The organism is Coralloluteibacterium thermophilum, from assembly GCF_042654365.1.
Lineage (GTDB): Bacteria > Pseudomonadota > Gammaproteobacteria > Xanthomonadales > Xanthomonadaceae > Coralloluteibacterium > Coralloluteibacterium thermophilum.
The window spans coordinates 34,681-58,846 of record NZ_JBHSGG010000049.1 but is presented as its reverse complement, the minus strand read 5'-3'; the positions used below and the strand labels follow the sequence as shown (position 1 = coordinate 58,846).

At 73.2% G+C, this 24,166-nt stretch carries 26 protein-coding genes; 6 read left to right on the top strand and 20 right to left on the bottom strand.

Translation table 11 applies throughout. From position 1 onward, the window contains the following. Positions 1–137 precede the first annotated feature (137 nt). The 9 genes from ACFO3Q_RS16375 to ACFO3Q_RS16335 all read right to left on the bottom strand — a co-directional run bounded on the left by ACFO3Q_RS16375 (position 138) and on the right by ACFO3Q_RS16335 (position 7,925). Positions 138–1,748, bottom strand: coding sequence for an ATP-dependent DNA ligase (locus tag ACFO3Q_RS16375; protein ID WP_377005895.1), 1,611 nt, complete (start codon positions 1,746–1,748; stop codon positions 138–140). Next, positions 1,745–2,785, bottom strand: a complete 1,041-nt coding sequence (locus ACFO3Q_RS16370) for a ligase-associated DNA damage response exonuclease (RefSeq protein WP_377005893.1) — start codon at positions 2,783–2,785, stop codon at positions 1,745–1,747. The genes ACFO3Q_RS16375 and ACFO3Q_RS16370 overlap by 4 nt, the downstream gene beginning before the upstream one ends. A gap of 51 nt (positions 2,786–2,836) precedes the next feature. After that, entirely contained in the window at positions 2,837–4,135 is a 1,299-nt protein-coding gene (locus ACFO3Q_RS16365) for a sensor histidine kinase (RefSeq protein WP_377005891.1), read from the bottom strand. Further along, on the bottom strand, positions 4,119–4,811 hold the full coding sequence (locus tag ACFO3Q_RS16360; protein ID WP_377005902.1) for a response regulator transcription factor: 693 nt from the start codon (positions 4,809–4,811) through the stop codon (positions 4,119–4,121). The genes ACFO3Q_RS16365 and ACFO3Q_RS16360 overlap by 17 nt, the downstream gene beginning before the upstream one ends. A gap of 47 nt (positions 4,812–4,858) precedes the next feature. Next, a complete protein-coding gene (gene arsH / locus ACFO3Q_RS16355; RefSeq protein WP_377005889.1) occupies positions 4,859–5,542 on the bottom strand; it encodes an arsenical resistance protein ArsH in 684 nt (227 codons plus the stop codon). Continuing rightward, positions 5,542–6,603 (bottom strand): ACR3 family arsenite efflux transporter, encoded by a 1,062-nt coding sequence (arsB, locus tag ACFO3Q_RS16350; RefSeq protein WP_465251336.1) that lies wholly within the window; start codon positions 6,601–6,603, stop codon positions 5,542–5,544. Before arsB ends, arsH begins: the two co-directional genes overlap by 1 nt. A gap of 1 nt (position 6,604) precedes the next feature. After that, positions 6,605–7,102, bottom strand: a complete 498-nt coding sequence (locus ACFO3Q_RS16345) for an arsenate reductase ArsC (protein ID WP_377005887.1) — start codon at positions 7,100–7,102, stop codon at positions 6,605–6,607. Next, entirely contained in the window at positions 7,099–7,446 is a 348-nt protein-coding gene (locus ACFO3Q_RS16340; protein WP_377005885.1) for a metalloregulator ArsR/SmtB family transcription factor, read from the bottom strand. The genes ACFO3Q_RS16345 and ACFO3Q_RS16340 overlap by 4 nt, the downstream gene beginning before the upstream one ends. A 74-nt stretch (positions 7,447–7,520) precedes the next feature. Next, positions 7,521–7,925 (bottom strand): VOC family protein, encoded by a 405-nt coding sequence (locus ACFO3Q_RS16335; RefSeq protein ID WP_377005883.1) that lies wholly within the window; start codon positions 7,923–7,925, stop codon positions 7,521–7,523. Positions 7,926–8,140: 215 nt separating this feature from the next. Here ACFO3Q_RS16335 and ACFO3Q_RS16330 point away from each other — a divergent pair, with 215 nt between their 5' ends. Then, positions 8,141–8,545, top strand: a complete 405-nt coding sequence (locus ACFO3Q_RS16330; RefSeq protein ID WP_377005881.1) for a hypothetical protein — start codon at positions 8,141–8,143, stop codon at positions 8,543–8,545. A 151-nt stretch (positions 8,546–8,696) separates the two neighbouring features. On the opposite strand, the gene ACFO3Q_RS16325 is transcribed toward ACFO3Q_RS16330, so the two are convergent. Then, on the bottom strand, positions 8,697–11,123 hold the full coding sequence (locus ACFO3Q_RS16325; RefSeq protein WP_377005879.1) for an acyl-CoA dehydrogenase: 2,427 nt from the start codon (positions 11,121–11,123) through the stop codon (positions 8,697–8,699). Positions 11,124–11,232: 109 nt separating this feature from the next. Next, positions 11,233–11,625 carry a SpoIIAA family protein gene (locus ACFO3Q_RS16320; protein WP_377005877.1) on the bottom strand — a complete coding sequence of 131 codons (393 nt, stop codon included), beginning with the start codon at positions 11,623–11,625 and terminating at the stop codon, positions 11,233–11,235. 163 nt (positions 11,626–11,788) lie between these two features. Here ACFO3Q_RS16320 and ACFO3Q_RS16315 point away from each other — a divergent pair, with 163 nt between their 5' ends. Further along, complete coding sequence (locus ACFO3Q_RS16315; protein ID WP_377005876.1) at positions 11,789–12,334, top strand: DUF1190 domain-containing protein; 546 nt, start codon at positions 11,789–11,791, stop codon at positions 12,332–12,334. Positions 12,335–12,337: 3 nt separating this feature from the next. Beyond that, positions 12,338–13,579: a glutathionylspermidine synthase family protein gene (locus ACFO3Q_RS16310; protein WP_377005874.1), complete on the top strand. Its 1,242-nt coding sequence runs from the start codon at positions 12,338–12,340 to the stop codon at positions 13,577–13,579. Between the two features lie 130 nt (positions 13,580–13,709). Here the strand turns inward: ACFO3Q_RS16310 and ACFO3Q_RS16305 are convergent, their stop codons facing one another. The 7 genes from ACFO3Q_RS16305 to ACFO3Q_RS16275 all read right to left on the bottom strand — a co-directional run bounded on the left by ACFO3Q_RS16305 (position 13,710) and on the right by ACFO3Q_RS16275 (position 20,106). Further along, positions 13,710–15,821 (bottom strand): methyltransferase, encoded by a 2,112-nt coding sequence (locus tag ACFO3Q_RS16305; protein ID WP_377005872.1) that lies wholly within the window; start codon positions 15,819–15,821, stop codon positions 13,710–13,712. A 99-nt stretch (positions 15,822–15,920) separates the two neighbouring features. Further along, a complete protein-coding gene (locus tag ACFO3Q_RS16300; protein WP_377005870.1) occupies positions 15,921–16,643 on the bottom strand; it encodes a glutathione S-transferase in 723 nt (240 codons plus the stop codon). Positions 16,644–16,650: 7 nt separating this feature from the next. Beyond that, positions 16,651–17,280, bottom strand: coding sequence for a CDP-diacylglycerol--serine O-phosphatidyltransferase (pssA, locus tag ACFO3Q_RS16295; protein WP_377005868.1), 630 nt, complete (start codon positions 17,278–17,280; stop codon positions 16,651–16,653). A 145-nt stretch (positions 17,281–17,425) separates the two neighbouring features. Then, complete coding sequence (locus ACFO3Q_RS16290; RefSeq protein ID WP_377005867.1) at positions 17,426–18,739, bottom strand: c-type cytochrome; 1,314 nt, start codon at positions 18,737–18,739, stop codon at positions 17,426–17,428. Continuing rightward, complete coding sequence (locus ACFO3Q_RS16285) at positions 18,736–19,455, bottom strand: c-type cytochrome (RefSeq protein ID WP_377005865.1); 720 nt, start codon at positions 19,453–19,455, stop codon at positions 18,736–18,738. Before ACFO3Q_RS16285 ends, ACFO3Q_RS16290 begins: the two co-directional genes overlap by 4 nt. A 106-nt stretch (positions 19,456–19,561) precedes the next feature. Next, positions 19,562–19,771: a twin transmembrane helix small protein gene (locus tag ACFO3Q_RS16280; protein ID WP_377005863.1), complete on the bottom strand. Its 210-nt coding sequence runs from the start codon at positions 19,769–19,771 to the stop codon at positions 19,562–19,564. Then, on the bottom strand, positions 19,768–20,106 hold the full coding sequence (locus tag ACFO3Q_RS16275) for a hypothetical protein (protein ID WP_377005899.1): 339 nt from the start codon (positions 20,104–20,106) through the stop codon (positions 19,768–19,770). Before ACFO3Q_RS16275 ends, ACFO3Q_RS16280 begins: the two co-directional genes overlap by 4 nt. A gap of 120 nt (positions 20,107–20,226) precedes the next feature. Here ACFO3Q_RS16275 and ACFO3Q_RS16270 point away from each other — a divergent pair, with 120 nt between their 5' ends. The 3 genes from ACFO3Q_RS16270 to ACFO3Q_RS16260 all read left to right on the top strand — a co-directional run bounded on the left by ACFO3Q_RS16270 (position 20,227) and on the right by ACFO3Q_RS16260 (position 23,051). Further along, positions 20,227–21,660, top strand: a complete 1,434-nt coding sequence (locus tag ACFO3Q_RS16270) for an aminotransferase-like domain-containing protein (protein ID WP_377005861.1) — start codon at positions 20,227–20,229, stop codon at positions 21,658–21,660. Positions 21,661–21,685: 25 nt separating this feature from the next. Then, positions 21,686–22,282, top strand: a complete 597-nt coding sequence (locus ACFO3Q_RS16265) for a hypothetical protein (RefSeq protein WP_377005860.1) — start codon at positions 21,686–21,688, stop codon at positions 22,280–22,282. A 76-nt stretch (positions 22,283–22,358) separates the two neighbouring features. After that, positions 22,359–23,051: an SDR family NAD(P)-dependent oxidoreductase gene (locus tag ACFO3Q_RS16260; protein WP_377005858.1), complete on the top strand. Its 693-nt coding sequence runs from the start codon at positions 22,359–22,361 to the stop codon at positions 23,049–23,051. Between the two features lie 6 nt (positions 23,052–23,057). Here the strand turns inward: ACFO3Q_RS16260 and ACFO3Q_RS16255 are convergent, their stop codons facing one another. Both ACFO3Q_RS16255 and ACFO3Q_RS16250 read right to left on the bottom strand, forming a co-directional pair. Continuing rightward, positions 23,058–23,501: a hypothetical protein gene (locus ACFO3Q_RS16255; RefSeq protein WP_377005856.1), complete on the bottom strand. Its 444-nt coding sequence runs from the start codon at positions 23,499–23,501 to the stop codon at positions 23,058–23,060. 134 nt (positions 23,502–23,635) lie between these two features. Next, complete coding sequence (locus ACFO3Q_RS16250) at positions 23,636–24,142, bottom strand: hypothetical protein (protein ID WP_377005854.1); 507 nt, start codon at positions 24,140–24,142, stop codon at positions 23,636–23,638. Positions 24,143–24,166 lie beyond the last annotated feature (24 nt).

Sequence of the window (24,166 nt, the reverse complement as noted above, 5' to 3'; positions counted from 1 at the left end):
GCCCAGCGGCGCGACCGGCTCGGGCGGCGGCGCGGGCGCGGCGCCGCCGGCGTCCGGCGCGGTGCCATGCTGGCGCGCGAGACGCGCCGCGCGCGCCCGTTCGATGTCCCGCGGCGTGACGCGCTGCCGCTTCGGGCTCACCGTGCCAGCGCCCGCAGCGTGTCGAGGCGGTCGGCTTCGGCTGCCGGCTTGTCGTGGCGCCAGCGCAGGATGCGCGGGAAGCGCACGGCAATGCCGGACTTGTGCCGGCCGGAGAGGTTGACCGCCTCGAAACCGAGCTCGAAGACGTGGACCGGGCGCACCGCCCGCACCGGTCCGAAGCGCTCCAGGGTGTTGGCGCGGATCCAGCGGTCCAGGCGCAGGATCTCGGCGTCGTCCAGTCCCGAGTAGGCCTTGGCGACCGGCACCAGCGCATCCCCGTCCCAGAGGCCGAAGGTGTAGTCGGTATGCAGCGTGCTGCGCCGGCCGTGGCCGGGCTGGGCGTAGATCAGCACCGCGTCGGCGGTGAGCGGGTCGACCTTCCACTTCCACCAGTCGCCGCGGGCGCGGCCGTGCCGGTAGGGCGAGTCGCGCCGCTTCAGCATCAGCCCCTCCACGCAACGGCGGCGCGCCTCGGCGCGCAGGGCCGCCGCGTGGGCCCAGTCGCGCGGGGCGACCTCGGGCGAGAGGGCGAGCAGGGGATCCGGATAGGTCGCGAGCAGCTTGCGCAGGCGCGCGCGGCGTTCGTAAAGCGGTCGCGCGCGCAGGTCCTCGCCGCCCTCCTCCAGCAGGTCGTAGGCGAGCACGCGCACCGGGCAGTCGGCGAGCAGCTTCGGGCCCGGCCTGCGGCGCTGGATGCGCTTCTGCAGTGCGGTGAAGGGGAGCGGCCGGTCCTCCGCCGCGTTCCAGGCGAGCAGCTCGCCGTCGAGGACGCAGCCGTCCGGCAGGGCCATGGCCGCGGCCTCGATCTCCGGGAAGCGACCGTCGAGCCGTTCCTCGCCGCGCGACCACAGCGCCGCGGTCCCGCCGCGGCGGATGAGCTGCAGGCGGATGCCGTCCCACTTCCACTCCACCAGCCACTCGGCGAGGTCCGCGAACGCGCCGGCGCCCGGGGGAGCGGGCGCCGCCTCGATGCCCGAGGCCAGGAAGAACGGATAGGGTCGCTCGCGGTCGGCCTCGGTGGCCTCGCCCGACAGCAGGCCGGCGAGGAAGTCGGGCGTGGGCGCCCAGTCGCCGATCATGCGCTGCGCCAGCAGGGCGATGTCCACGCCCGAGTGCTCGGTCAGGGCCTGCTGCACCGCACGGGTGGACACGCCCACGCGCAGCGCGCCGGTCAGCAGCTTGTTGAACACCAGGCGCTCGGGCTCGCGCAGTCCCGCCCAGGCCGCCATCACCACCGCCTTGCGCAGCGGCTCCTCGCGCCCGGCGACGGGGCGCAGACGGTCTTCGATCCACACGTGCAGCGGCAGGTCGACCTCGGCTTCCGGCGCGGGGTCGTCGAGCAGCAGCATCAGGGTCTCGGCGAGATCTCCGACGTGGTGGTAGCTGTCCTCGATCAGCCACTCCGGCAGGCCGCTGGCCTCGGCGATCCAGGCGCGCAGCTCGCCGGTGCGCGCGATGCGCGCGAGCTTGCCCCCGGACAGGAACCACAGCGCCCAGGCCGCGTCGGCGGGCGGCGCCTCGCGGAAGTAGTCGCGCAGGGCCGCGCGCTTGTCGAGCGTGGAGGTGCTCGCGTCCAGCGCGGCATAGAGCGCGGCGAAGCGCCTCATGCGCCCTCGTCCTCGTCGCCGTACTCGGTGCGCAGCGTGTGCGCGTCGAGCCCGCGTCCGCGCAGCACCCGCACCAGGGTGTCGGTGTCGCCGTGGGTGGCCAGCACGCGGCGCGCGCCGGTCTCCTCCACGGTGCGCAGCAGCGACGGCCAGTCGGCGTGGTCGGAGATCACGAAGCCGCGGTCGTAGCCGCGCCGGCGGCGATTGCCGCGCACCCGCATCCAGCCCGAGGCGAAGCCCCGCGAGGCGCGGCGGAAGCGCCGCATCCACGCGCTCCCGGCCGCCGAGGGCGGCGCCAGCACCAGTTCGCCGACGAAGGCGTCGGTGCGGGCGCGGCGGCCCTCCGGCTGCTCGGACAGGGGTTCGGTCGGCAGCATGCGGACGCCGGCCTCGCGGTAGATGCGCACGCCCTGCGCCATCGCGCCGTGGAGCAGCACGCGGTGCGCCGCGTGCTCGGCCTCCGGGACCAGCGCGGCGAGTTCCGCCAGCACCCGCTGCGCCTTGCCGAGGGCGTAGGCGAACAGGACGGCCGTCTCCCCGCGCGCGCGGCAGCCGCGCCACCAGTCGAGGATCTCGGCGGCGACCTGCGGCGTCGGCCGCCAGCGGTAGATCGGCAGGCCGAAGGTCGACTCGGTGATGAAGGTCTCGCAGGGCACCACCTCGAAGGGCGCGCAGGTCGGATCCGGGTCGCGCTTGTAGTCGCCCGAGGCCACCCACACCCGTCCGTCCACCTCGATGCGCACCTGCGCCGAGCCCAGCACGTGGCCGGCCGGATGCAGGCTCACCCGCGCGCGGCCCAGCGAGAAGGCCTCGCCGTAGGCGTGCGGCCGATAGGCCTGGTCGCCCAGGCGCCACTGCAGGATCGGCAGCCCCGGTGCGGCCAGGTGGTACTCGCCCGAGCCGGCCCGCGCATGGTCGCCGTGGCCGTGCGTGATCACCGCGCGCGGCACCGGGCGCCAGGGGTCGATGTGGAAGTCGCCGGCCGCGCAGTACAGGCCTTCGGGGCGCGGTTCGACGAGTGGGGGCGGGCCTGACATCGCCGCGAGCATGTTGAGCGCTCCGTCAAGGAGCGGAGAACGCCTCCCGCCTCAGGTTGCGCGGTTGCGCCCCAGGTCGAGGCTCACGTGCGTGCCGCGCCCCGGCAGGGAGGCGATGTCGAGCTGCCAGCCGAGGTGCTCGCACAGGCGTGCGATGAGGTCCAGGCCGATGCCGTCGCCGTCGCCATCGCGGCCGCCGCCGCGCGCGAGCCGCGCGTAGATGCGGCTGACCTCCTCGGGCGACATGCCGTGGCCGGGGTCCTCGATGTCCACGCGTCCCTGCGGCGAGAGCGCGATGCGGATCTCCCCGCTGTCGCTGTTCTCGATGGCGTTGCGCACGAGGTTGCCCACCGCTGCGCGGACGATGGCCAGCGGCGCGACCAGCTCGCAGCGCGGCAGCGGGGCGAGCGCCAGCACGAGGTCCTTGTCGCGGCAGAGATGGCGGTGGTCGTCGACGATGTCCGGCAGCAGTTCCGCCAGGTCGAAACGGTCGCTGGTCGCCGTCAGGCGCGCGGGATCCTTGCTCAGCACCAGCAGCAGCGCGACGAGCTGCTCGACGCCGCGCGCGGTCCGGTGGATGCGCTCCAGCTGGCCGCGCACGCTGGCGGACACGTCGCGCTGGGCCAGGGCCAGTTCGGAGGCGCCGGCGATCACCGCGACCGGCGTGCGCAGCTCGTGGCTGGCGCTGTCGAGGAAGGCGCGCTCGCGCTCGACGAAGCGCGCGTTGCGGTCGAGGTAGTCGTTCAGTGCGTCGGCGATGACGACCAGCTCGCTGCTGGCCTTCGGCGGCAGTTCGATCCGCTGCCCCGGGCGGTCCGGTTCCAGCGCGCCGATGCGGCGCGCGGTCTCGCGCAGCGGTCCCGCGAGCAGGCGCGCGCCGAAGGCGATGGCCACGCTCAGCAGCAGCACCATGATCGCCGACGAAACCACGACCGGGATGGCGAGCTGCCGTTCGTGCCGGTCGAAGTCCTCGATGTCGAGCGCGAGCAGGTAGCGCCGTGGCCCCGCGTCGCGCACCAGCACCACGCGTTCGGTCCCGTCGAGGTCGATGCCGTCGTGCAGGCCCGGCGGCAGCGCCGCGAGCCCGGGCGGCGGCGCGTGCGCGGGGTCGCCGCCCTGCACGAACAGCGCAAGGCCCGCAGTCCGCGCCAGGGGATAGTCGGGGTCCTCGGCCATGCGTTCGAGCAGGTGCGACATCTCGATGTCGAGCAGCGACTGCCAGACCATGCGCTCCGCGCGCTCGTTGACCAGCAGCCCGTGGGCGAACAGCGCCAGCGACAGCAGCACCGCATAGGCGACGAGGCCGACGGTGATCTGCCGCTGCAGGCCGGGCCTAGGGGTGCGCGGCATCGGCGGCGTCCGCGGCGAGCCGGTAGCCGACGCGGGGCAGGGTGTGGATGAGCTTGACCGGGAAGTCGCCGTCGACGCTGCGCCGCAGCTCGTAGATGTGGGAGCGCAGCATGTCGCCGTCGGGCGGTTCGTCGCCCCACAGCGCCTCCTCCAGGCGCTGGCGGGTCACCGCGGCTGGACTGGCGAGCATCAGCACCTCGAGGAGCTTCCGGCAGGCCGGGTACAGGTGCAGGCGCCGGCCGGCCCGGCGCACCTCGAGCGAGCCGAGGTCGAAGCGCAGGTCGGCCACTTCCAGCACGCGGGCGCGGTGCCGGCCGCCGGCCCGCGCCACCAGCGCCTCCAGGCGCACCTCCAGCTCCGGCAGGGCGAAGGGCTTGGTCAGGTAGTCGTCCGCGCCGGCGCGGAAGCCGGCGATCTTGTCCGGCAGTTCGTCGCGGGCGGTCAGCATGAGCACGGGCACGGTCGAGCCGGCCTCGCGCAGGCGGTGCAGCACCGCGCGGCCGTCGAGCCGCGGCAGCATCCAGTCGAGCACGACGGCGTCGTAGCGCTGCGCGAGCGCCAGGTGCAGGCCGGTCTGCCCGTCCGGCGCGGCATCGAGCGCGACGCCGCGCGCCTCGAAGTAATCGAGCAGGTTGGCGACCAGGGCGCGGTTGTCTTCGACGATCAGCAGGCGCATCGGGAAGCAGAGGCGAAGGGGCGGCAGCATGCCATGCCGTGGGGCGGTCAGCGCGCGCCCTGCCGCTCCGAGTAGCGGTCGACGAGGGCGTCGCGGTGCCCGCGGGTGAGCAGGGTGAACTTCAGCAGTTCCTCCATCACGTCGACGATGCGCTCGTAGTACGGCGACGGGCGCATCCGACCCTGTGCGTCGAACTCCTGCCAGGCCTTGGCGACGGAGGACTGGTTGGGGATGGTGAACATGCGCATCCAGCGGCCGAGGAGGCGCAGGGCGTTGACCGCGTTGAACGACTGCGAGCCGCCGGAGACCTGCATCACCGCGAGCACGCGGCCCTGGGTCGGGCGGATGCCCTGGCTCTCCAGCGGCAGCCAGTCGATCTGCGCCTTCATGACGCCGGTGAGCGTGCCGTGGCGCTCCGGCGAGCACCACACCTGCGCCTCCGACCATGCCGACAGCGCGCGCAGTTCCTCGACCGCCGGATGCGCCGCCGCATCCGGATGGTCGGGCAGCGGCAGGTCCACCGGGTCGTAGATGCGCGTGTCCGCGCCGAGATGGCGCAGGATGCGCGCGGCTTCCTCCACCGCCAGCCGCGAGAACGAGCGCGTCCGCAGCGAGCCGTACAGCAGCAGGATGCGCGGCGGCGTGGCGCCGGCCGGGACCGAATCCGGCGGCAGCCGCGCCCGGTCGAGCGCGGGAAGGTGGTCCGGGTCGGGGAGCGTCCGCAGCGGCATCAGGCGCGCGCCTCCGCGGCATGCCAGCGCGTGCCGAGCCGGCGCGCGACGTGGACGAGCGCGATCAGCACCGGCACCTCGACCAGCGGGCCGATGACGGTGGCGAAGGCAACCGGGGAAGCCAGGCCGAAGGCGACGATGGCCACGGCGATCGCGAGCTCGAAGTTGTTGCTGGCGGCGGTGAAGGCGATGGCCGTGGTGCGCGGGTGGTCGGTCTGGATCCAGCGCCCCATCGCGAAGCTCAGCACGAACATCGCCACGAAGTAGATCGCCAGCGGCAGCGCGATCCGCAGCGCGTCGAGCGGCAGGCGCAGGACCTCGCCGCCCTTCAGCGCGAACATCGCGGCGATGGTGAAGAGCAGCGCGACCAGGGTCACCGGCGCGATCTTCGGCAGGAAGCGCTCCGCGTACCAGGTCTCTCCCTTGCGGGCGACGAGCGTGCGTCGGGTGAGGAAGCCGGCGAGGAAGGGCAGACCGAGATACACCAGCACTGCCTGCGCGATGGTGCCCACGCCGACGTCGATGATGCCTGCCTCCAGCCCGAGCACCGGCGGCAGCACGCTCAGGAAGAACCAGGCGTACGCACCGAAGAACAGGATCTGGAAGATCGAGTTGAAGGCGACCAGCCCCGCGACGTACTCGTTGTCGCCGCCGGCCAGTTCGTTCCACACCAGGACCATGGCGATGCAGCGTGCGAGTCCGATGAGGATGACGCCGGTCATGTACTCCGGCTGGTCGCGCAGGAAGACCACCGCCAACACGAACATCAGCACCGGGCCGATCAGCCAGTTCTGCACCAGGCTCAGCAGCAGCACGCGCCGGTCGGCGAACACCCGCGGCAGGGCCTCGTAGCGCACCCGCGCCAGCGGCGGGTACATCATCAGGATCAGGCCGGCGGCGATGAGCAGGTTGGTGCCGCCGACGGAGACGGCGTCGAGCGCGGCAGGCAGGCCCTCGACGGCGCTGCCGAGCAGGGCGCCCAGCGTCATCGCGAGCAGGATCCACAGGGTCAGCCAGCGGTCGAGGACGCCGAGGCGGCGCGGGGCGGCGATGGCGGACACGTCAGCCGGCCCGCCCGATGGCAGCGAGTTCCTGCTGGAGCGCGTCGCGCTCCAGGCTGGCGACCGGCAGCGCCGTGAACAGGCCGATGCGCGTCCTGAGCTGGCGCAGCGCGGTGGCGAACGCGGCGCGCTTCGCCTCGTCGCTGCCCTCGACCGCGGCAGGGTCGGGGATGCCCCAGTGCGCCGTCATCGGATGGCCGGGCCAGTAGGGACAGGTCTCGCCGGCCGCGTTGTCGCAGACGGTGAAGATGAAGTCCATCGGCGGTGCCGCTTCGCCCTCGAACTCGTCCCAGGATTTCGAGCGCAGCCCCGCCGTCGGCAGGCACGCGCGTTCCAGCGTCTCGATGGCGAGCGGATGCACCTGGCCCCTGGGCTGGCTGCCCGCGGAGAAGGCGCGGAAGCGGCCGTGGCCATCGGCGTTGAGGATGGCCTCGGCGAGGATGGAGCGGGCGGAGTTGCCCGTGCACAGGAACAGGACGTTGAACGCGCGCTCGGTCATCGTTCGCTCGTGGGGCAGCAGGGGAGGAGGTCGGCCACCACCGGCGCGCAGACCTCGGCGCGACCACGGCAGCAGTCCTTGAGCAGGTAGAGGGTCAGTGCGCGCAGCGTGCCCAGCTCTGCGCGGTAGACGATCGAGCGGCCGTCCCGCGTCGCCGCGACCAGCTTCGCGGCGGCCAGCACGGCGAGATGCGCCGACAGGGTGTTCTGCGGCACCGCGAGCCGGCGCGCGACCTCGCCGGCCGGCAGGCCGTCCGGCGCGTGCTCGACGAGCAGGCGGAAGGCGGAGAGCCGTGTCGGCTGCGCGAGGGCGCCGAGCACGTCGATGGCGGTCTTCGAATCCATATATCCAGAATTAACGAAATAATCGACGCGCGCAAGTGCGGGAGCGACGCTCCCGCCCCCGTGCCGTGCGCCGCTCAGGACTGCGGCACGCCCGTCATGTGGACCAGCTCCCAGATGTGGCCGTCGGGATCGACGAAGCCGTGTCCGTACATGAAGCCGTGGTCCTTGGGCTCGCCGTGCGCGCGGCCGCCGGCGTCGATGGCCCTGGCGACCAGCCGGTCGATCTCCTCCCGGCTGTCGGCGGACAGGCAGACCAGCACTTCGCTGTGCGTGCGCGTGTCCGCGATGCGGCGTTCGCCGATGAAGCCTTGGAAGAAGGGCTCGACCAGCAGCATCGCGAAGAGGTTCTCGCCGACGATCATGCAGGTCGCGTTCTCGTTAGTGAAGGCGGGGTCGAAGGCGTAGCCCAGGGCGCCGAAGAAGCGGACCGAGCGGTCGAGATCGCGGACGGGCAGGTTGACGAAGATCTGCTTGTGCATGCGGACGGGTTCCGGTGGGGAGTCGGCTCCTGGTCGAGCGGGCGGCCCGGGTTTCGACATCGAGGACGCGGCCTTCGCGCCGCGGATGGCACTTGGGCGGCGGGCGCGCGGGGCGATGCACGTCGGCCCGCCGGCACGCTGGCATCCGACGCGGCAACGCTGGTATTCATACGCGCCCCGTGGGCGCCGCGCCCACGGAACCGGGATCGAGGCCCATGAGCTACATCGTCGTCTCCAGCTACGAACGCGTCGACACCGGCGGCCTGCAGAAGGAGGGCGAGGCCGTCGCGCTCTTCTCGCGCGAGGAAGCCGCCATCGAGCACCACGCGCGGCGCATGGCCGCGCTCGAACGCGCCGCCCGCAGCGCGCGCGAGGGCGCGGAGGGGCAGGCGCTGCCGGACCACATCGTCTGGGCCGCGGTCATCGAGATGCCGCTCGAGGTCGACAGCGTCGACCAGGCGCTGGAGGACCTCGAGACCATCATCGAGGAGGCCGAGGACGTCGAGGCCGACTTCGGCACCTTCATCATCGACTACGCCGGCACCCGCTTCACCGCCGCCGGCGAGACGCCCTATTCGCGCAAGGACGCCATCGAGTCGCTGCTGGCCTGGCTGACCTGAGGGCCGAAGCCCTCCTGGATCGCGGTGGCCGGCCTGGGCCGCACCCCCTGTCTCTGTGGGAGCGGCTTCAGCCGCGACAGCCCCGCGGCATCGTTCCGGACAAGGCCGAAGCCGCCCCCTGCAGGGGCGGCCTGTGCCGCGTCCCCCCGGATCAGCGCTCCCGCGACGCGCCGGCGATGTACTCCTTGCTGAAGTCGTCCGTCCGCAGCGCCTCGACGCGCTCGGCGTCGTACTCGGCCACGAGGTCCGCCTGCGCCTGGTCCAGCACGCCCTTGGCGACCGCGTCGGCGAGGCGTGCCTGCAGGTCGTCGCCCTGCACCTGGCCGCGCGCCGCCGCCTTGAGGAAGGTCTCGTAGGCCGGCTCGGCGCGCAGGCAGAGCTGGAAGGCCCGTTCCAGCTGGGCGTGCGGATCGGCGGGGTCCTGCGGGCGGTAGACCAGGTGCGAGATGCGCTCGCGGAACTCGGTCTGCTCCAGCATGGCGTCGGCGAGCGCGGCGTTGTCGCGGTCGGAGACGGGCAGGTAGGGGTTGCCGGTCGGGAAGATCACCAGCCGCAGCAGGGCCGCCGCCGGACGCGAGGGCAGGTTGCGGATGAAGCCGTCGAAGGCCACGCCGATCTCGTTCAGGCAGTCGTCCAGCGCCCAGCGCATGGCCACCACCTCGTCCTCGCGGGCGCCGTTGGCGTGGAAATGGTGGAGCACGGCCGAGCCGATGTAGAGCCGGCTCAGCACGTCGCCCAGGCGCGCCGAGAGGCGCTCGCGGCGCTTCAGGCTGCCGCCCAGCACGCCCATGGCGACGTCGGCCGCGAAGGCCAGTGCCGCCGACATGCGTTCCAGCTCGCGGAAGTAGTACGCGGACGGGCCCTCGACCGGCGCCTTCGCCAACCCCGTGCCGAACAGGCCGAAGGTGAAGGCGCGCACCGCGCGGTTGATCGTGGTGCCGATGTGGCGGAACAGCAGGTCGTCGAACTTCGGCAGGTCGTCGGCATGCGCCGCCGCCATCTCCTCCAGGACGAAGGCATGGCAGCGGATCGCGCCCTGGCCGAAGATCATCAGGCTGCGGCCGAGGATGTTCGCGCCCTCGACGGTGATCGCGATCGGCACCGCCTGGTAGGGCACGGCGATGGGGTTGCGCGGGCCGCGCTGCACGCCCTTGCCGCTCAGCACGTCCATGGCGTCGCGCAGCACGTCGCGCATCATCTCGGTCATGTGGTACTTGGCGATGGTGGTCACCACCGACGGGGTGCAGTGGTCGACCGCGGAGGCGGTGAGCGCGCGCATCGACTCCAGCATGTAGGCGTAGCCGGCGATGCGGCCGGTGGCCTCCTGCACGCCCTCGAAGCGGCCGACGGGGGTGCGGAACTGCCGGCGGATGCGTGCGTAGGCGCCGACGAAGCGGTAGCTGGCCTGGCCCGCCGCGGTGGCCAGGGCCGGCAGCGAGATGCCGCGCCCGGCCGAGAGGCATTCCACCAGCATGCGCCAGCCCTGGCCGGCCATCGGCAGCCCGCCGATGATCCAGTCCAGCGGGATGAAGACGTCCCTGCCCTGGATCGGGCCGTTCATGAAGGCCGAGCCCGGATAGTGGCGGCGCCCGATGCTGATGCCGTCGTGGTCCGCCGGGACCAGCGCGCAGGTGATGCCGTAGTCGCGCTTGCCGCCTTCGATCAGCCCGTCCGGGTCGCTGAGCTTGAACGCCACGCCGATGACGGTCGCCACCGGCGCCAGGGTGATCCAGCGCTTGGAGAAGTTCAGCCGCACGCCGAGGACCTCGCGGCCCTCGTGCATGCCGCGGCAGATCACGCCGGTGTCGGGCATGGCGGTGGCGTCGGAGCCCACCTCGGGCCCGGTGAGCCCGAAGCAGGGGATCTCGGTGCCCGCGGCGAGGCCGGGCAGCCAGCGCTGCTTTTGTTCCGGCGTGCCGTACTTCATCAGCAGCTCGCCGGGGCCCAGCGAGTTCGGGACCATCACGGTCACCGCCAGCGCGTTGGAGCGCGTGGCGAGCTTGGTGACCACGCAGGACTGCGCCAGCGCCGAAAAGCCCAGGCCGCCGTGCTCCTTGTGGATCAGCATCGAGAAGAAGCGCTTCTCGCGCAGGTAGTCCCACACCGCGTCGGGCAGGTCGTGGCGCTCGAACTCGACGTTCCAGTCGTCGACCATGGCGCACACGGTCTCGACCTCGTTCTCGAGGAAGGAACGCTCCTCCGGCGTCAGCTCGGTGTACCGGAAGGACAGCAGCTTCGACCAGTCCGGGCGCCCGCGGAACATCTCCGCCTCCCACCAGGGCTCGCCCGCCTCGATGGCCTCGCGCTCGGTGGCGCTCATCTCCGGCAGCACCTGCTTGAACCATCCCAGCGCCGGCCGGGTGACGACGGCCTGGCGCAGCGGCCGGACCGCCAGCAACGCCAGCACCGCGAGCGGGATGCCCAGCAGCACCGCGCCGAGCGGGCCGATCAGGCCGGTCGCCAGCAGGAGGATCCAGGCGGCGGCGAAGGCGCCGACCCAGCCGAGCAGGGGAACGCCCACGAAGGCGAGGACCCAGGCGAGGACGAGGAGGGCGAGGACGACGAACAGGGCGGTCATGCGGGGCTCCGGACGGGCGCGCGACGCAGCGCCGCGCGCGGGGCGACGGGAAGCATAGGGCCGTACGCAGCGGTACGGTAGGGCCGCGGACACGCCGCGGCGGAATCCGTCAGACGGCGGGGGTGGCGCGGATGCCGACTTCGCTCACCCACGGCAGCGCCTGCTCGCGCTCGGTCGTGTCGAAGGCGCGCATCTCGATCCGCGGCAGCACCGGGTTGGTCATGCGGATCAGGGTGCGCAGCCAGTCCTTCGGGGTGACGACGGCCACGCGCGGGAAACGGCTGAGCTCGCCGAGCTTGCCCAGCGAGTACTTCAGGTCCTTGGCGATGGCGTGGGCGGTGATGTCCTCGAAGCCCTCCAGGTCGACGTAGATGCCGATGCGGTCGTGCGCGTCGAGCTTGGCGTCGATGGCGGCGATGATCCGGTCGTAGTCGTTGCTGGTCGCGCAGCCGGTGACCTTCATGGCGATCACGTGGTCGGCGGCGGGCAGGATCTCGATCATGCGCGTGTCCTCGCGGAAGGGGCAGGGCGCATCCTGCGGGGAGGCCGGTCGTTGCCGCGTCATCGCCGGGCGACGGCCTCGGGCGGCCGCGCACGGCAGCGGGATTCATGGCGCATGTGCGACCATTGCCCGTCCACGTTCCACGAACCGCCCGGAGTCATCGATGAAGCGTTCCAAGGCCGCCGTCCTGCTCGCCATGGGCACCGCGCCCGTCCTGCTCGTCGCCTGCCAGCCCAGCGCCGAGGAGCAGCTGCGCGAGGGCCTCTACACCTCGATCGAGGCCTGCACCGCCGACGGCAACGAGCTCAACGCCTGCCGCGACGCGATGGGCCAGGCCCAGGCCGCCGCGGTCGAGGCCAGCCCGCAGTTCGCCAGCCAGGCCGAGTGCGAGGCCAACTTCGGCGAGGGGCAGTGCGAGGAGCGCCGCACCCAGACCGGGCATTCCTTCTTCGGGCCCTTCGTGGCCGGCTTCTTCCTGTCGCAGATGATGCGCGGCGGCCAGGCCGCCGGGCTGGCGCAGGGCAGCCCGGTCTACCGCGACGCCCAGGGCCGCTTCGCGCGCCCTGCCGCGCCGAACGGCGGGATCTACCGGCCGGGCGCCGGCGGCCCGGCGGGCTTCACCCAGGTCACCTCCACCCCGAACAGGGCGGTGACCACCGCGCGCGGCGGCTTCGGCTCCACCAGCGCCAACCGCGGCGCCGCCAGCTGACGCGTGCGCCGGATCGCCATCCCCGAGCGCCCGGACTGGCGCCGCACGGCCGAGGAATACGGCTTCCGCTTCCACACCATCGACGGCGAGCCGTACTGGGAGGAGCGGGCCTTCTACGCCTTCACCCTGGAGCAGGTCGAGAAGGACATCGAGGACCCCACCGCCGAGCTGCACGCGATGGCGATGGACCTGGTGGACGGCATCGTGACCAGCGAGTCGGCGCTGCGCCGGCTCGCGATTCCGGAGAACTACTGGGACTGGATCCTGCGCAGCTGGCGCGCGCGCCAGCCGCACCTGTACGGGCGCATGGACTTCGCCTACTCGGGCACCGGTCCCGCCCGGCTGCTGGAGCTCAACTACGACACGCCGACCTCGCTGTTCGAGGCGGCGTTCTTCCAGTGGGAATGGCTGGAGGACGTGCGCCGCCGCAGCCTGCTGCCGATGGGCGCGGACCAGTACAACGCGATCCAGGAGGCGCTGGTGGAGGCCTTCGCCACCATCGCGCCCAGCCTGCCGCGTCCCTTCTACCTGTCGAGCGTCTCCACCTCCGAGGAGGACGCCGGCACCGTCGCCTACCTGCGCGACTGCGCCCTCCAGGCCGGCCTGGACTGCGACACGATCGCGATGGAGGACATCGGCCTCGGCGACAACGGCGGCTTCACGGACCTCCAGGACACCGTGATCGGCACGCTGTTCAAGCTGTATCCGCTCGAGGACCTGTTCGTCGAAGAGTTCGGCAAGCACCTGCCGTTCTCCGGCATCCAGCTGATCGAGCCGCCGTGGAAGGCGGTGCTGAGCAACAAGGGCATCCTGCCGCTGCTCTGGGAGGCGCATCCGCGCCATCCCAACCTGCTGGAGGCGCACTTCGACGACGGCAGCGGCTCGCTCTCCCCGGGCTGGGTCCGCAAGCCGCTGCTCTCGCGGGAGGGCGCCAACGTCGAGCTGCGTCGTCCGGACGGCAGCGGCGAGACCAGCGACGGCCCCTATGCGGGCGGTCGCTGGATCCGCCAGGCCTATGCGCCGCTGCCGGAGTTCGACGGCAACCACGCCCTGGTGGGCAGCTGGGTGGTCGGCGACCGCGCCTGCGGCATGGGCATCCGCGAGGACGCCTCCGCCATCACCCGCGACACCGCCCGCTTCGTCCCGCACGCCATCGTCGACCCGGACTGGGTCCCCGGCGCCGAACCGCCCCCGCCGCCTCCCGCACCGCCCCGCGGCGGCCGCGACGACGTGCTGGTGGCGTAGGGCACAGGGCACGGGCACGGGGCACAGGGCACAGGGCATCACTGTTTGCCCCAAGCCCCAAGCCCCAAGCCCTAATAAGCCCCGAGCCCCGAGCCCCGAACTCCAAGCCCCAAGCCCCAAGCCCTAACCCCTAACCCCCAAGCCTCGCCCACACGTGGATCATGCCGTCGAAGATGTCCGGCATGGCCTGTTCGAGTTCTTCCCAGGCGTCGAGGTCGCGCAGGCTGACGTGGGGGGCGAAGTGGGCGCGGAAGGCGCCGCGCTGGGCGGCGCTGGCCTCGATGCCGAGCAGGTCCATGTCGGCGGCGGCGACCAGTTCCGCGATCGACGCCAGGTCGAAGGCGTGTTCCCGGGCGGGGAACAGCAGATGCCGGCAGGCGCTCGTCGAATGGAAGTCGGCGAGCGCGACGACGCCGCGTGCGGGCGCGTCCTGCGGCAGGGCGAGCAGGCGTTGCCGGAGGGCGCGCAGGCTGTCGGGCGCCGCGGTGAACCCGCCCTCGGCCGCGATCGCGCGTGCGGCGAGCACCGGGCGCCGGCCCTCCCTGCTGAACAGCGCGAGCCGGAGCAGGCCGTCGGGTTCGAGCAGGCCGCGCAGGATGCGCAGCCCGCGCAGCGGGTCGTCCAGGTAGTGCAGCACGCCGCAGGCCTCGATGAGGTCGTAGCGCACCTTCCAGCCGCCCATCTCGAGGATGTCCGCCTGCGCGAAGTTCAGGTTCGGCAGCGCCAGTGCGCTCGCGGCCCGCGCCGCCCGTCCCAGGCTCGGCAGGCTGAGGTCGATGCCCAGCACGTCCATGTCGGGGACCAGCGATGCGAGCTCGATGGGATGGCGGCCCGTCCCGCAGCCGGCGACCAGCGCCTTCCGGCGCCGCGCGACACTCTCGTCCACGGTGCCGACCATGCCCAGCCGCCCCGCGACGTAGGCGGCGAAGCTGCGGGGCGTGCGGCGCGGCGCGGCCGCTTCCGGCGGATGCGGCCCGGCCTCGAATTCCGTGCGGACCGCCTGCGACGTCGCGTCGCGGATGGCGGTGAGGCGGGGGATGCGGGCGAGCTGGCTGCCGAGCTGCTGCCGGTTGCGGATGTGCAGGTCCAGCAGCGCGCGGAGCTCCGCGGGCCAGGCGTGTGCGCGGAGCAGCAGGCCGGCGGGGTCGAGTTCGCCGAGTTCGCCGTAGGCGGCCAGTGCGCAGACCCATTCCGGCGGCACCACGGCACCCGACGCGAGCGCCTCGTGCAGGCGTGCCGAAAGCGTGCCGAGCAGCGTGCTCTCGCCGGCCGAGCGGGCGTAGACGAAGCCGTTGAGGTGGCATTGCCGCGCGAGCGCGATGCGGAACGCGAGGTCGGGCAGGCGCAGGCCGGCGACGCTCGACGGTGCGCTGGTCGCGACGAGCAGGCGGTGGCGCAGCAGCGTGAGCACGCGCTCCACGTCGGGATCGGGGACGACGGTGGAGACCAGCAGCGCGTGCAGCACCGGGTCGCGCTGCAGCGGGTCGATGTCCGGCGCCGCCGCGAACGCGTCCGGGCCGGCGTTGGCCGCGCGCAGGCAGGCGGCGAAGTGCGGCCGGTCGCGCAGCACCCGCAGCAGCAGCGGTGCGATCACTTCGGGGGCGCCCCAGCACTCGCGGAGCGCACGGACCAGCAGGTCCTCCAGCGCGGGCGGCTGGCCCTCGGGAGCGATCCGCAGCTCCAGCACCAGCTGCACGAAGTACTCGCCCGCGCCGGCGGGCGCCTCGGGATCCGCGAGCAGGCGCCGGAAGCCCTCGATGCCGTCGGCCGTGTGCCCCAGCTTCAGCAGGACGCCCGCGTAGCGCGTGGCGGTGGCGAGGTCGTCTGGCAGCGCGATGCAGGCGGCGCGATAGCTCTGCAGGGCGTCCTGCAGGCGTCCCTGGGTCTCCAGGAGCAGGGCGTGCTCGCGGAGCAGGCCGGCCTCCTCGGGACGCATCGGCGCATCGCGCCCGGCGGCGTCGCGCGCCTGCTCCACGGCCAGCATGCGCAGGCAGTAGGCCTGTCCTTCGCGCGCGTTGTCGTTGGTCGGGTCGAGCGCGAGCACCCGCTCGAACAGGCTCTGCGCCTCGGCGAAGCGGAGCTGCGAAAGGACCGTCGCTGCGAGATTCTGCAGAACCGAGACGCGCGTGGGCGCCAGCACCGCGGCCTCCCGGTACAGCGCCTCCGCCGTTTCGAGATTGCCGGCGTTGTGGTGTTCGAGGGCCCGTTCGAAGAGCCCGCGCGCGCGTTCCATGTCGTCCATGCCGCACGCCCCCTGTCGCGTGTTCCGGTCAGCCGCACATGATATCGGTGCCGGTCGCCGGATCTGAACCGGACGAGCCGGACCGGCCGCCGCGGCGGGTCAGGGGTCGAGCTCCGGGTAGTGCCGGAAGATCCCGTTCTCGTCGAGCGGGAGCCGGCGGTCGGAGGCGAGATAGGCGGAGATCCGCGGCCGCCGCGCCACCGCCTCCGCCAGCGCGAGGACGTGCGGCAGCCGGGGCGCCAGCCGGTCCAGGGTCCTGGGGAAGGCGTAGCGCAGCCCTTCCACCGTGTGGAAGAGGGAGAGGTCGGCGTAGGAGAGGCGCGCGCCGACCAGGTGGCCCGTGCCGCGCGGATTGCCGGCCAGCACGCGCTCGAAGTAGCCGAGGAACTTCGGAATGCGCTGGGTGCGGAATTCCTCCGCGCGTCGCAGCGCCTCGTCCTTCTGGTCCTCGTAGTAGGCACCGATGCCGACCGGGTGATGCACGTCGTGCGCCTCGGCGACGAGGTCGGCGATGGTCAGTTGCAGCTGATGCGTCCACAGCGCGTCGCGCGGGTTCTTCGCCACCAGCCCGAGGCGCGGGCCGAGGAACTGCAGGATGGCCGCCACCTGGGCGATCACCTGCGATCCCGCGCGCAGCACCGGCGGCGCGAAGGGCGGGCGCGCTCCGCCGTCCTCCCCGAGCAGGGCCTCGACTGCCGGGAGCCCCCCGGCTTCGGGGTCGTTGCCGACGTCGACGTAGTCGGCGCCGCCTTCCTCCAGTGCAAGGCGAACGAATTCCCCGCGACCGGGGATGTCGGGCCAGTAGAAGAGTTCGTAGCGCATGCGGACCTCAGGGTTTGGGAATGCGCAGGGTCTTGCTCACCATCAGGGTGCCCGAGAGCGCGAACAGCAGGGCGAACGGGTGCAGCTCGCCGGGGCCGAGGCGGACCGCGCCGAACCACAGGGCGTCGCCGAAGTGCCCCAGCCAGACGGCGACGCCGACGAGCAGCGCGAGCAACACGCTGCTCGGGATGGGCGTGCCCTCGAAGTAGGTCACCTTGCCGGTGTCGGCGGACATGGCTTCGGCGGTGATGTTGTAGCGCGCCAGGCGGCTCACGCCGCAGCACACGAAGTAGATCAGGATCGCGCCGTCCCACAGTCCGTGCATGCCCGCGCCCCAGGCCAGGGCGGCCGGCGCCACGCCGAAGGAGACGACATCGGCCAGCGAGTCCAGCTCGCGTCCCAGCGGCGACTGCGCATGGCGCCAGCGCGCGACGCGGCCGTCGAGCACGTCGAACACCAGGGCGAGCGGGATCAGCAGGGCGGCGGCCAGCAGGCCGCGGCGCGGGTCGTTGTCGAGCGACCACAGCACCGCCAGTACCGCACCCATGCCGCAGGCGGCGTTGGCCAGGGTGAACCAGTCGGCCAGGTGGAAGCCCCTGAGCATGGTGAAGTGGCGGCGCGGGCGGGGCTCGCTCATGCGTTCGGTCCGGTGGGGATGGCCGGCGCAGCTTAAGGCCTGTCGCGCGCCGTCGAGGTGAGTGCGGCGCGGAGGGCGCCGGGACCTGCGCTCCGGCGCAGCCCGGCCGCGCGGCGGGACATCTCCCCGGCTGCGGGCGGAGCGGTCAGTCGATGCGCATGCCGCGCATGCGCTGCACCTGGTCGGCGGACACCGCAGTGCCGCGATTGCCCCAGGCGCCGCGCACGTAGGTCACCACGGCGGCCACGTCGGCGTCGCTGAGCGTGTGCGCGAACGGCGGCATGGAGTGGGGCCGCGGGTTCAGCGCAGTGGTCGGCGGCACGCCGCCGTAGAGCACCAGGCGCACCGCGTTGACCGGGTCGTTGACAGTCAGCGCGGGGTTGCCGGCGAGTGCCGGGTAGTCCATGCCTCGCCCGCGCCCGTCGCTGCCGTGGCACTGCGCGCAGTGGTCCTCGTACAGGGTGCGGCCGTTGCCCGCCATCGCGGTGGTGCTGCGCTCGCTGACGAGATCCCGGCTGCCGGGGCGGGCGCGGTCGGGCACGTCCTTGATGTAGGTGGCGATGGCCTCGGCGTCCGCCGCATCGAGGTGCTGGAGGCTGGTGAAGATCACCTCGGCCATCGGCCCCGACGCCGCCGCCTGCAGCGACACGCCGCTGCGCAGGTAATGGGCGAGGTCGTCCACCGGGAAGCGCTCCAGGGTCGAGCGGGTCAGCGGCGGCGCATACCAGCCCTGGCCGGGAATGATGCCGCCGGCGAGATAGCGCTCCCCCGGCAGCGAGGCGAAGCGGCCGCGCTCGCTGTGGCACATGTCGCAATGGGCCAGCCCGTCCACGAGGTAGCGGCCGCGGTTCCAGCTCTCGCTGCGGTCGGGCACCTCGCCGGGCGTGCGCGGGCGGTGGTAGAGCATGCGCCAGCCGAGCAGCACCGGGCGCCAGCTCGCCGGCCAGTCCAGGCGGTTGGCCGGGGCCTCCGCCCGCACCGGCTCCAGGCTGTGCAGGTAGGCGAACAGGGCGTCGAGGTCGGCGTCCTCAAGCAGCGCGAAGTTCGCGTAGGGGAACACCGGGTAGAGCATGCCGGTGCGGCTGACGCCGTGGCGCATCGCGTGCCGGAATTCCTCCAGCGACCAGTCGCCCAGGCCGGTGTCCGGGTCGGGCGTCAGGTTGGTCGAGAACACCGTGCCCCAGTCCGTCGGGAAGGCGCGGCCGCCGGTGTAGGGCGCGCCGCCGCGGGGCGTATGGCAGGTGTCGCAGTTGCCCACGCGGGCGAGGTAGCGCCCGCGCTCGATGCTCGCGGCATCGGTGGGCGCCGGCGTGCCGGTGCCGGTGGGGACCCGCAGCGGTTCGAGGCCGCCCTGGCGGAAGAACAGGAACAGGCCGACGCACAGGACGAGCACCACGACCGGAACGAAGGCGGGGAGGAGGAGCAGCCACAGGGGGCGGCGGCGCGTCGCGGCGCTCACGGTGCGGCCTCCGCCGGCATCAGGCTGCCGCAGGCCATGGGCGGTTCCAGGCTGCCCGCGGCCGCCGGTCGCGTGCCCGGCACGTGCGGCTGCCGGGCCAGCCAGTTGGCGACGGCGGAGATGTCCTCCAGCGAGAGCGCGTGCGCGATCTCCGCCATGCAGTCCGGTTCCAGGCCGCGGCGCAGCCCGTTGCGCCAGCCGCCCATCTGCGCGATGACGTAGTCGGCGGGCAGCCCGACCAGGGCGGGGATGCCCGGCTCGATGCCGGCGAGGTCCGCGCCGTGGCAGGCGGTGCAGGCCGGCACGCCGGCGGTGCCGTCGCCTTCGTGGACCAGGCGCTCGGCCCGGGCGCGGGTCGCGGGCGCCAGCGGCGCCGTGGCGGCCGGATGGGAGACCGGCGCCTGTGCAGCGTAGAAGTCCGCGATCTCGCGCAGCCAGGCGTCGTCCATGTACTGCACGAGGTAGGTCATGCTGGGGTAGTGCCGGCGCCCGTCGCGGAAGCCGCGCAACTGCTCGAACAGGTAGTCGGCCGGCTTGCCCGCGATGTGCGGGTAGTACACGCGGCCGCCGATGCCCTCGCCGTTCTCGCCGTGGCAGGCGGCGCAGCTCGCGAGGCGCTCGCGCATGGCGTCCTCGTCCAGCGTCTGCGCGAGCGCCGGCGCTCCCGCGCACAGCATCAGGAGTGGAATCAGCGATCGGACCAGCGAAGCGTGCATGCGTGGGAGCCGCGAGGGAAACGGACGAGTCTAGAGCGTGTCGTGCGCGCCGGGACCCGCGCGGCGATGCTGGCGCACCGCCGCGGGCAGGCGGGTGAATGCCGGCTCAGCCGGGGCCGATGCCGTGCGGCTCGATGAGCCCGGTGGCGATGCCGGCGACGACCAGCAGGATCAGCGCCACCGACAGCGCGATGCGCCGGGTCAGCGCGTCCACCGTGCGCGTGCTGCCGCCCTTGTCCGCGAACATGTAGTACAGGCCGGCGCCGAGGTTGTAGACGATCAGGAGGAAGAAGCCGGCGATGAAGAGCGTCTTCATGCAACAGGTGCCCTTGCGTTGGAGGAGGGAGCCGCCGCCAGGAAACGACGGCGGACGGCGAGGCCGAGCGCCAGCACCAGCAGGAAGAGGCCGTAGGCGAGCGAGCACGCCAGCACCTGCTTCCAGATCGCGCCGGCGCCGGGGTCGGCGTTGCGCAGCGCCCAGTGCATGCCGAGGAAGGCCATCAGGACCGCCACCGCGAGGCAGGCGGCGTCGAAGGCGCGCCGGCCCGCCGTGCGCGGTCGGCGGGGAAAGGCGTGGAACAGCGCGCCGAGCAGCACGAACCAGGGCAGGAACAGCAGCAGGGAGAGATTGGCCTCGACGAGCGGATGCATGGCGATGGTGCCGGCGGACGGTGCCGCGTAGGCTAGGGTGTCCATAGCAGATGTTCGAGGCTCAGATTCCGTGCATAAAACCGGATCAGTCGGGCTGCCTGCGGCGGCCGGGCGGCCGCGATGAAGCGCTACGAGGCGCTGGCCGCGGACATCGCGGCGTCCATCGGCCGCGGCACGCTGCGGCCCGGCGACCGGCTGCCCTCGGTGCGGCAGGCCAGCGCCAGCCGCGGGGTCAGCCCGGCCACGGTGTTCGAGGCCTACTACCTGCTCGAAGCGCGGGGCCTGGTCGAGGCGCGGCCGCGTTCCGGCTACTACGTGGCGCGGCGCGCGAGCGCGGCCGCGCTGGAACCGCAGCAGCGTTCGCAGCCGGACGGCGAGGCGCGTCCCGTCGCCATCAGCGAACTGGTGTTCGAGGTGGTCGCCTCCACCATGTCGCGCGCGGTGGTGCCGCTGGGGTCGGCGTTCCCGAGCCCCCGGCTGTTCCCGCTGGCGCGGCTGGGACGCGCCACCGCCGCGGCGGTGACCCATCTCGACCCCTGGAGCACGGTCGACGACCTGACCCCCGGCAACGCCGCGCTGCGCCACCAGATCGCGCTGCGCTACCTGCTCGACGGGGCGCAGGTCGGTCCCGACGAGATCCTCGTGACCAACGGCGCCATGGAGGCGCTCAACCTGTGCCTGGCCGCGGTCTGCGCGCCCGGCGACACGGTGCTGGTGGAGTCGCCCTGCTTCTACGCCTGCCTGCAGGCCCTGGAGCGCCTCGGGCTGAAGGCGGTGGAAGTGGCGACCGACCCGCGCGAGGGCATCGACCTCGATGCGCTGGACGCCGCCATCGTCCGCCACGCGCCGCGTGCCTGCTGGCTGATGACGCGCTTCCAGAACCCGCTCGGCAGCAGCATGGACGAGGCCAAGGCGCGCGCCCTGGTCGCGCTGGTCTCGCGCCACCGCCTGCCGTTGATCGAGGACGACGTCTACGGCGAGCTCTATTCGGGCAGCCGCCGCCCGCCGGCGGCCAAGGCCTTCGACCGCGAGGGCTGGGTCATGCACTGCAGTTCGTTCTCCAAGACCCTCGCGCCGGGCTACCGCATCGGTTGGGTCGCGCCGGGCCGCTTCCTGCACGCGGTCGCGCGTCACAAGCTCGCCCTGTCGCTGGCGACCAGCGTGCCGGCACAGCTCGGGCTGGCGCGCTATCTCGAGCGCGGCAGCTACGAGCGCCACCTGCGCGGTCTGCGGCGCACGCTCCAGGCGCAGCGCGAGGCCTACATCGAGGCCATCGGGCGCGCCTTCCCGGCAGGAACGCGGGTATCGCGTCCGGCCGGCGGCTACTTCCTGTGGGTGGAGATGCCCGCCCGGGTGGATGCGCTCGACCTGCACCGCGAGCTCATGGCCGAGGGCGTCAGCCTCGCCCCGGGGCCGATGTTCTCCGCCTCGCGCAGCTTCGCCCACCACCTGCGCATCAATGCCGGGCATCCGCTCGATGCGCCCGCGGCGGCGGCCGTGCAGCGGCTCGGACGCGCGGTGGCGCGCCGCGCGCGGGCGTCCACGGCGCGATGACGCGCCGCCACCGAGGCTGCGCCGCATGCCCGCACGCCGCTTCCTCCTCGCTCTCGCCGCCCCGCTGGTCCTCGTCGCCTGCAGCCGCGCGCCCGCGGACGAGCAGGCCTCCGTCGACGAGGTGGCCCCGGTGCTGGTGGTGACCCGGGTCCCGGAGGCCGGGATCAGCATCGCGCATCCCGAGAACGTGCCGGCCCGCCGCGCGGCGCCCGGCGCGCCGGCGAGCGCCGCCCAGCCCCTGCTCGCGCTGCGCCTGCCGGGCGGCGACGAGGCGGTGCGGGCCGAGCTGCGCATCGGCACGGCGCGGGGGAACGCGGAGGTGGCGCGCTGCACCGAGGATCCCGAGACCCTGCACGCGGGCACGCGCACCACCGAGGTGCTCGGCGGCGTCGAGTTCGTGCGTTTCGACAGCGGCGAGACGAACGACGGCGAGTCGCGCTTCGTGCGCGGCTACCGCGCCGTGCGCGACCGCACCTGCTACGCCATCGACCTCGTGGTGACGGGCGACGCCGAGACGCTGGCGCCCGGCTTCGCCCGCGCGCGGGCGGTGGAGCGCCTGCACGCATTGCTGGAGGGCCTGCGCTTCGACGGCGTCGCGCAGGAGGTGGTGGCGGCCCAGTAGCCGGCGGCGTCGCCGGCGTTGCATGCGCCGCCGCGAATCCGCCTAATGCGCCGTTCCTCCAGCGGCAGGGCGCGGCATGACCACACACGTTCTCCTCACCGGCGGCACCCGCGGCATCGGCGCGGCCATCGCGCGGCGGCTGGCGCGCGAGGACGTGCGCCTGGTCGCCACCGGCAGCGCCGACGGCGACCTCGCCGATCCCGCGACGCCCGCGCGGCTGTGGGCCTCTGCGCAGGCGCGCCTGGACGGACGCATCGACGTGCTCGTCAACAACGCCGGCGTGTTCGAGGCGGCGCCGATCGACCTGCCGGACGCCGAATGGTCCGCGCGCTGGGCCCGCACCCTGCAGGTGAACCTGGTCGCCAGCGCTGAGCTGTGCAGGCTCGCGGTGGCGCACTTCCTCGCGCGCGGTGCCGGCGGGCGCATCGTCAACGTCGCCAGCCGGGCGGCGCATCGCGGCGACGGCCCCGACCACTGGCACTACGCCGCGTCCAAGGGCGGCATGCTCGCGATGACGCGCACCATTGCCCGCGGCTATGCGCGGCAGGGCGTGCTGGCCTTCGCCGTCTGCCCGGGATTCACCGTGACCGGCCCGGCCGAGGACTACCTCGCCAGTCGCGGCGGCGAACGCCTGCTGGCCGACATTCCGCTCGGCCGTGTCGCCGAGCCGGAGGAGGTGGCCGAGGTCGCGGTCTTCGCCGCCCTGTCCGCGCCGCCTTCCATGACCGGCGCCACGCTCGACGTCAACGGCGCCAGCTACGTGCGCTGAAGGCGCTCAGCGCCGCGCGAAGCGCAGCAGCAGCCAGCAGGCCAGCGCCAGCAGGTTGATGCCCAGCACGGTGGTCGAATGGCCGCCGGTCGCCAGGCGCCAGGCCTGCGACGGAACGCTCCAGTCGATGTCGGCAGTGACGCGGCGCCCGAAGATCACGGTCAAGGGCGCCGCCGCGCCGGTGTGCCAGGCGTAGCTCAGCCAGGAGGTGCCGATGACGGGGATCTGCAGTCCCTGCACGATGCGCGACAGCGTCACGCCCATGGCGGCGCCCTCGATCAGCATCACGCCCGCCACGAGGGCGAAGACCGACATCAGCAGGCCGATCACCAGCATCAGCAGGCCGATGCCGCCGTGGCCGCCGGCGAGCAGGCGCAGCAGCAGGGTCGCGAAGCCATAGAAGCCGCCGGCGATCTGCAGGACGGCGACGATTCGGAACAGCAGGGACATGGACGGCACCGCGGCGAAAGCGCGCGATTGTGGCCGTGCCGCGGCGCGCGCTCAAGGCGGCCGCGCCGGATCCTGTCCCGGAGTCCCACGGCCCACCTGCCGCGAAGCGGGCGCCGCGAGGCCTCGGCCGGGCCTCAGCCGGCGACCGGGCGTGCGTGCGCGGTGTCGTGCGCGTGCGCCGGGCGCCGGGGCGCCGGCGGCACCAGCAGCGCGAACAGCAGGCCGGCGGCCACGCCGCCCATCGACATCCAGAACGTGCAGCCCCAGTCGCGCGTGGCGCCGACCAGCAGCGCGACCGGCGCGAGCTGGTTGACCAGCGGATTGGCCAGGAAGATGGCGAGCCCGCCCGCGAGCGCGAACAGCGGAATGCGCGCCGCGGCCGGTGCGCGTCGCGCGATCAGCGCGGCGACGACGAAGGCCACCAGCAGGGCGGGCAGCACCACGTAGCCGCCGTAGGTCGGGAAGAAGCCGCTGAACAGGTCGCGCCCCATGGTCTGCCAGCGCACGGAGGCGACGTCCGCGCCCATGGAGGCCAGGGCGGACAGGTTGTAGTGCGTCTGCACGAGCGAGCCCCACACCACGGCGAGGACGACGGCGAGGATGAAGGCCGGGACCACGCCCCGGACGACGGAGGCTTTCACTGGGCGATCTCCTGATGCGTGTTC

Excerpts from the sequence above, each read along its gene's own strand:
- ACFO3Q_RS16375 (WP_377005895.1), bottom strand. The coding sequence starts at position 1,748 with ATGAGGCGCTTCGCCGCGCTCTATGCCGCGCTGGACGCGAGCACCTCC.
- ACFO3Q_RS16370 (WP_377005893.1), bottom strand. The coding sequence starts at position 2,785 with ATGTCAGGCCCGCCCCCACTCGTCGAACCGCGCCCCGAAGGCCTGTAC.
- ACFO3Q_RS16365 (WP_377005891.1), bottom strand. The coding sequence starts at position 4,135 with ATGCCGCGCACCCCTAGGCCCGGCCTGCAGCGGCAGATCACCGTCGGC.
- ACFO3Q_RS16360 (WP_377005902.1), bottom strand. The coding sequence starts at position 4,811 with ATGCGCCTGCTGATCGTCGAAGACAACCGCGCCCTGGTCGCCAACCTG.
- arsH (WP_377005889.1), bottom strand. The coding sequence starts at position 5,542 with ATGCCGCTGCGGACGCTCCCCGACCCGGACCACCTTCCCGCGCTCGAC.
- ACFO3Q_RS16345 (WP_377005887.1), bottom strand. The coding sequence starts at position 7,102 with ATGACCGAGCGCGCGTTCAACGTCCTGTTCCTGTGCACGGGCAACTCC.
- ACFO3Q_RS16340 (WP_377005885.1), bottom strand. The coding sequence starts at position 7,446 with ATGGATTCGAAGACCGCCATCGACGTGCTCGGCGCCCTCGCGCAGCCG.
- ACFO3Q_RS16335 (WP_377005883.1), bottom strand. The coding sequence starts at position 7,925 with ATGCACAAGCAGATCTTCGTCAACCTGCCCGTCCGCGATCTCGACCGC.
- ACFO3Q_RS16330 (WP_377005881.1), top strand. The coding sequence starts at position 8,141 with ATGAGCTACATCGTCGTCTCCAGCTACGAACGCGTCGACACCGGCGGC.
- ACFO3Q_RS16325 (WP_377005879.1), bottom strand. The coding sequence starts at position 11,123 with ATGACCGCCCTGTTCGTCGTCCTCGCCCTCCTCGTCCTCGCCTGGGTC.
- ACFO3Q_RS16320 (WP_377005877.1), bottom strand. The coding sequence starts at position 11,625 with ATGATCGAGATCCTGCCCGCCGCCGACCACGTGATCGCCATGAAGGTC.
- ACFO3Q_RS16315 (WP_377005876.1), top strand. The coding sequence starts at position 11,789 with ATGAAGCGTTCCAAGGCCGCCGTCCTGCTCGCCATGGGCACCGCGCCC.
- ACFO3Q_RS16305 (WP_377005872.1), bottom strand. The coding sequence starts at position 15,821 with ATGGACGACATGGAACGCGCGCGCGGGCTCTTCGAACGGGCCCTCGAA.
- ACFO3Q_RS16300 (WP_377005870.1), bottom strand. The coding sequence starts at position 16,643 with ATGCGCTACGAACTCTTCTACTGGCCCGACATCCCCGGTCGCGGGGAA.
- pssA (WP_377005868.1), bottom strand. The coding sequence starts at position 17,280 with ATGAGCGAGCCCCGCCCGCGCCGCCACTTCACCATGCTCAGGGGCTTC.
- ACFO3Q_RS16285 (WP_377005865.1), bottom strand. The coding sequence starts at position 19,455 with ATGCACGCTTCGCTGGTCCGATCGCTGATTCCACTCCTGATGCTGTGC.
- ACFO3Q_RS16280 (WP_377005863.1), bottom strand. The coding sequence starts at position 19,771 with ATGAAGACGCTCTTCATCGCCGGCTTCTTCCTCCTGATCGTCTACAAC.
- ACFO3Q_RS16275 (WP_377005899.1), bottom strand. The coding sequence starts at position 20,106 with ATGCATCCGCTCGTCGAGGCCAATCTCTCCCTGCTGCTGTTCCTGCCC.
- ACFO3Q_RS16270 (WP_377005861.1), top strand. The coding sequence starts at position 20,227 with ATGAAGCGCTACGAGGCGCTGGCCGCGGACATCGCGGCGTCCATCGGC.
- ACFO3Q_RS16265 (WP_377005860.1), top strand. The coding sequence starts at position 21,686 with ATGCCCGCACGCCGCTTCCTCCTCGCTCTCGCCGCCCCGCTGGTCCTC.
- ACFO3Q_RS16260 (WP_377005858.1), top strand. The coding sequence starts at position 22,359 with ATGACCACACACGTTCTCCTCACCGGCGGCACCCGCGGCATCGGCGCG.
- ACFO3Q_RS16255 (WP_377005856.1), bottom strand. The coding sequence starts at position 23,501 with ATGTCCCTGCTGTTCCGAATCGTCGCCGTCCTGCAGATCGCCGGCGGC.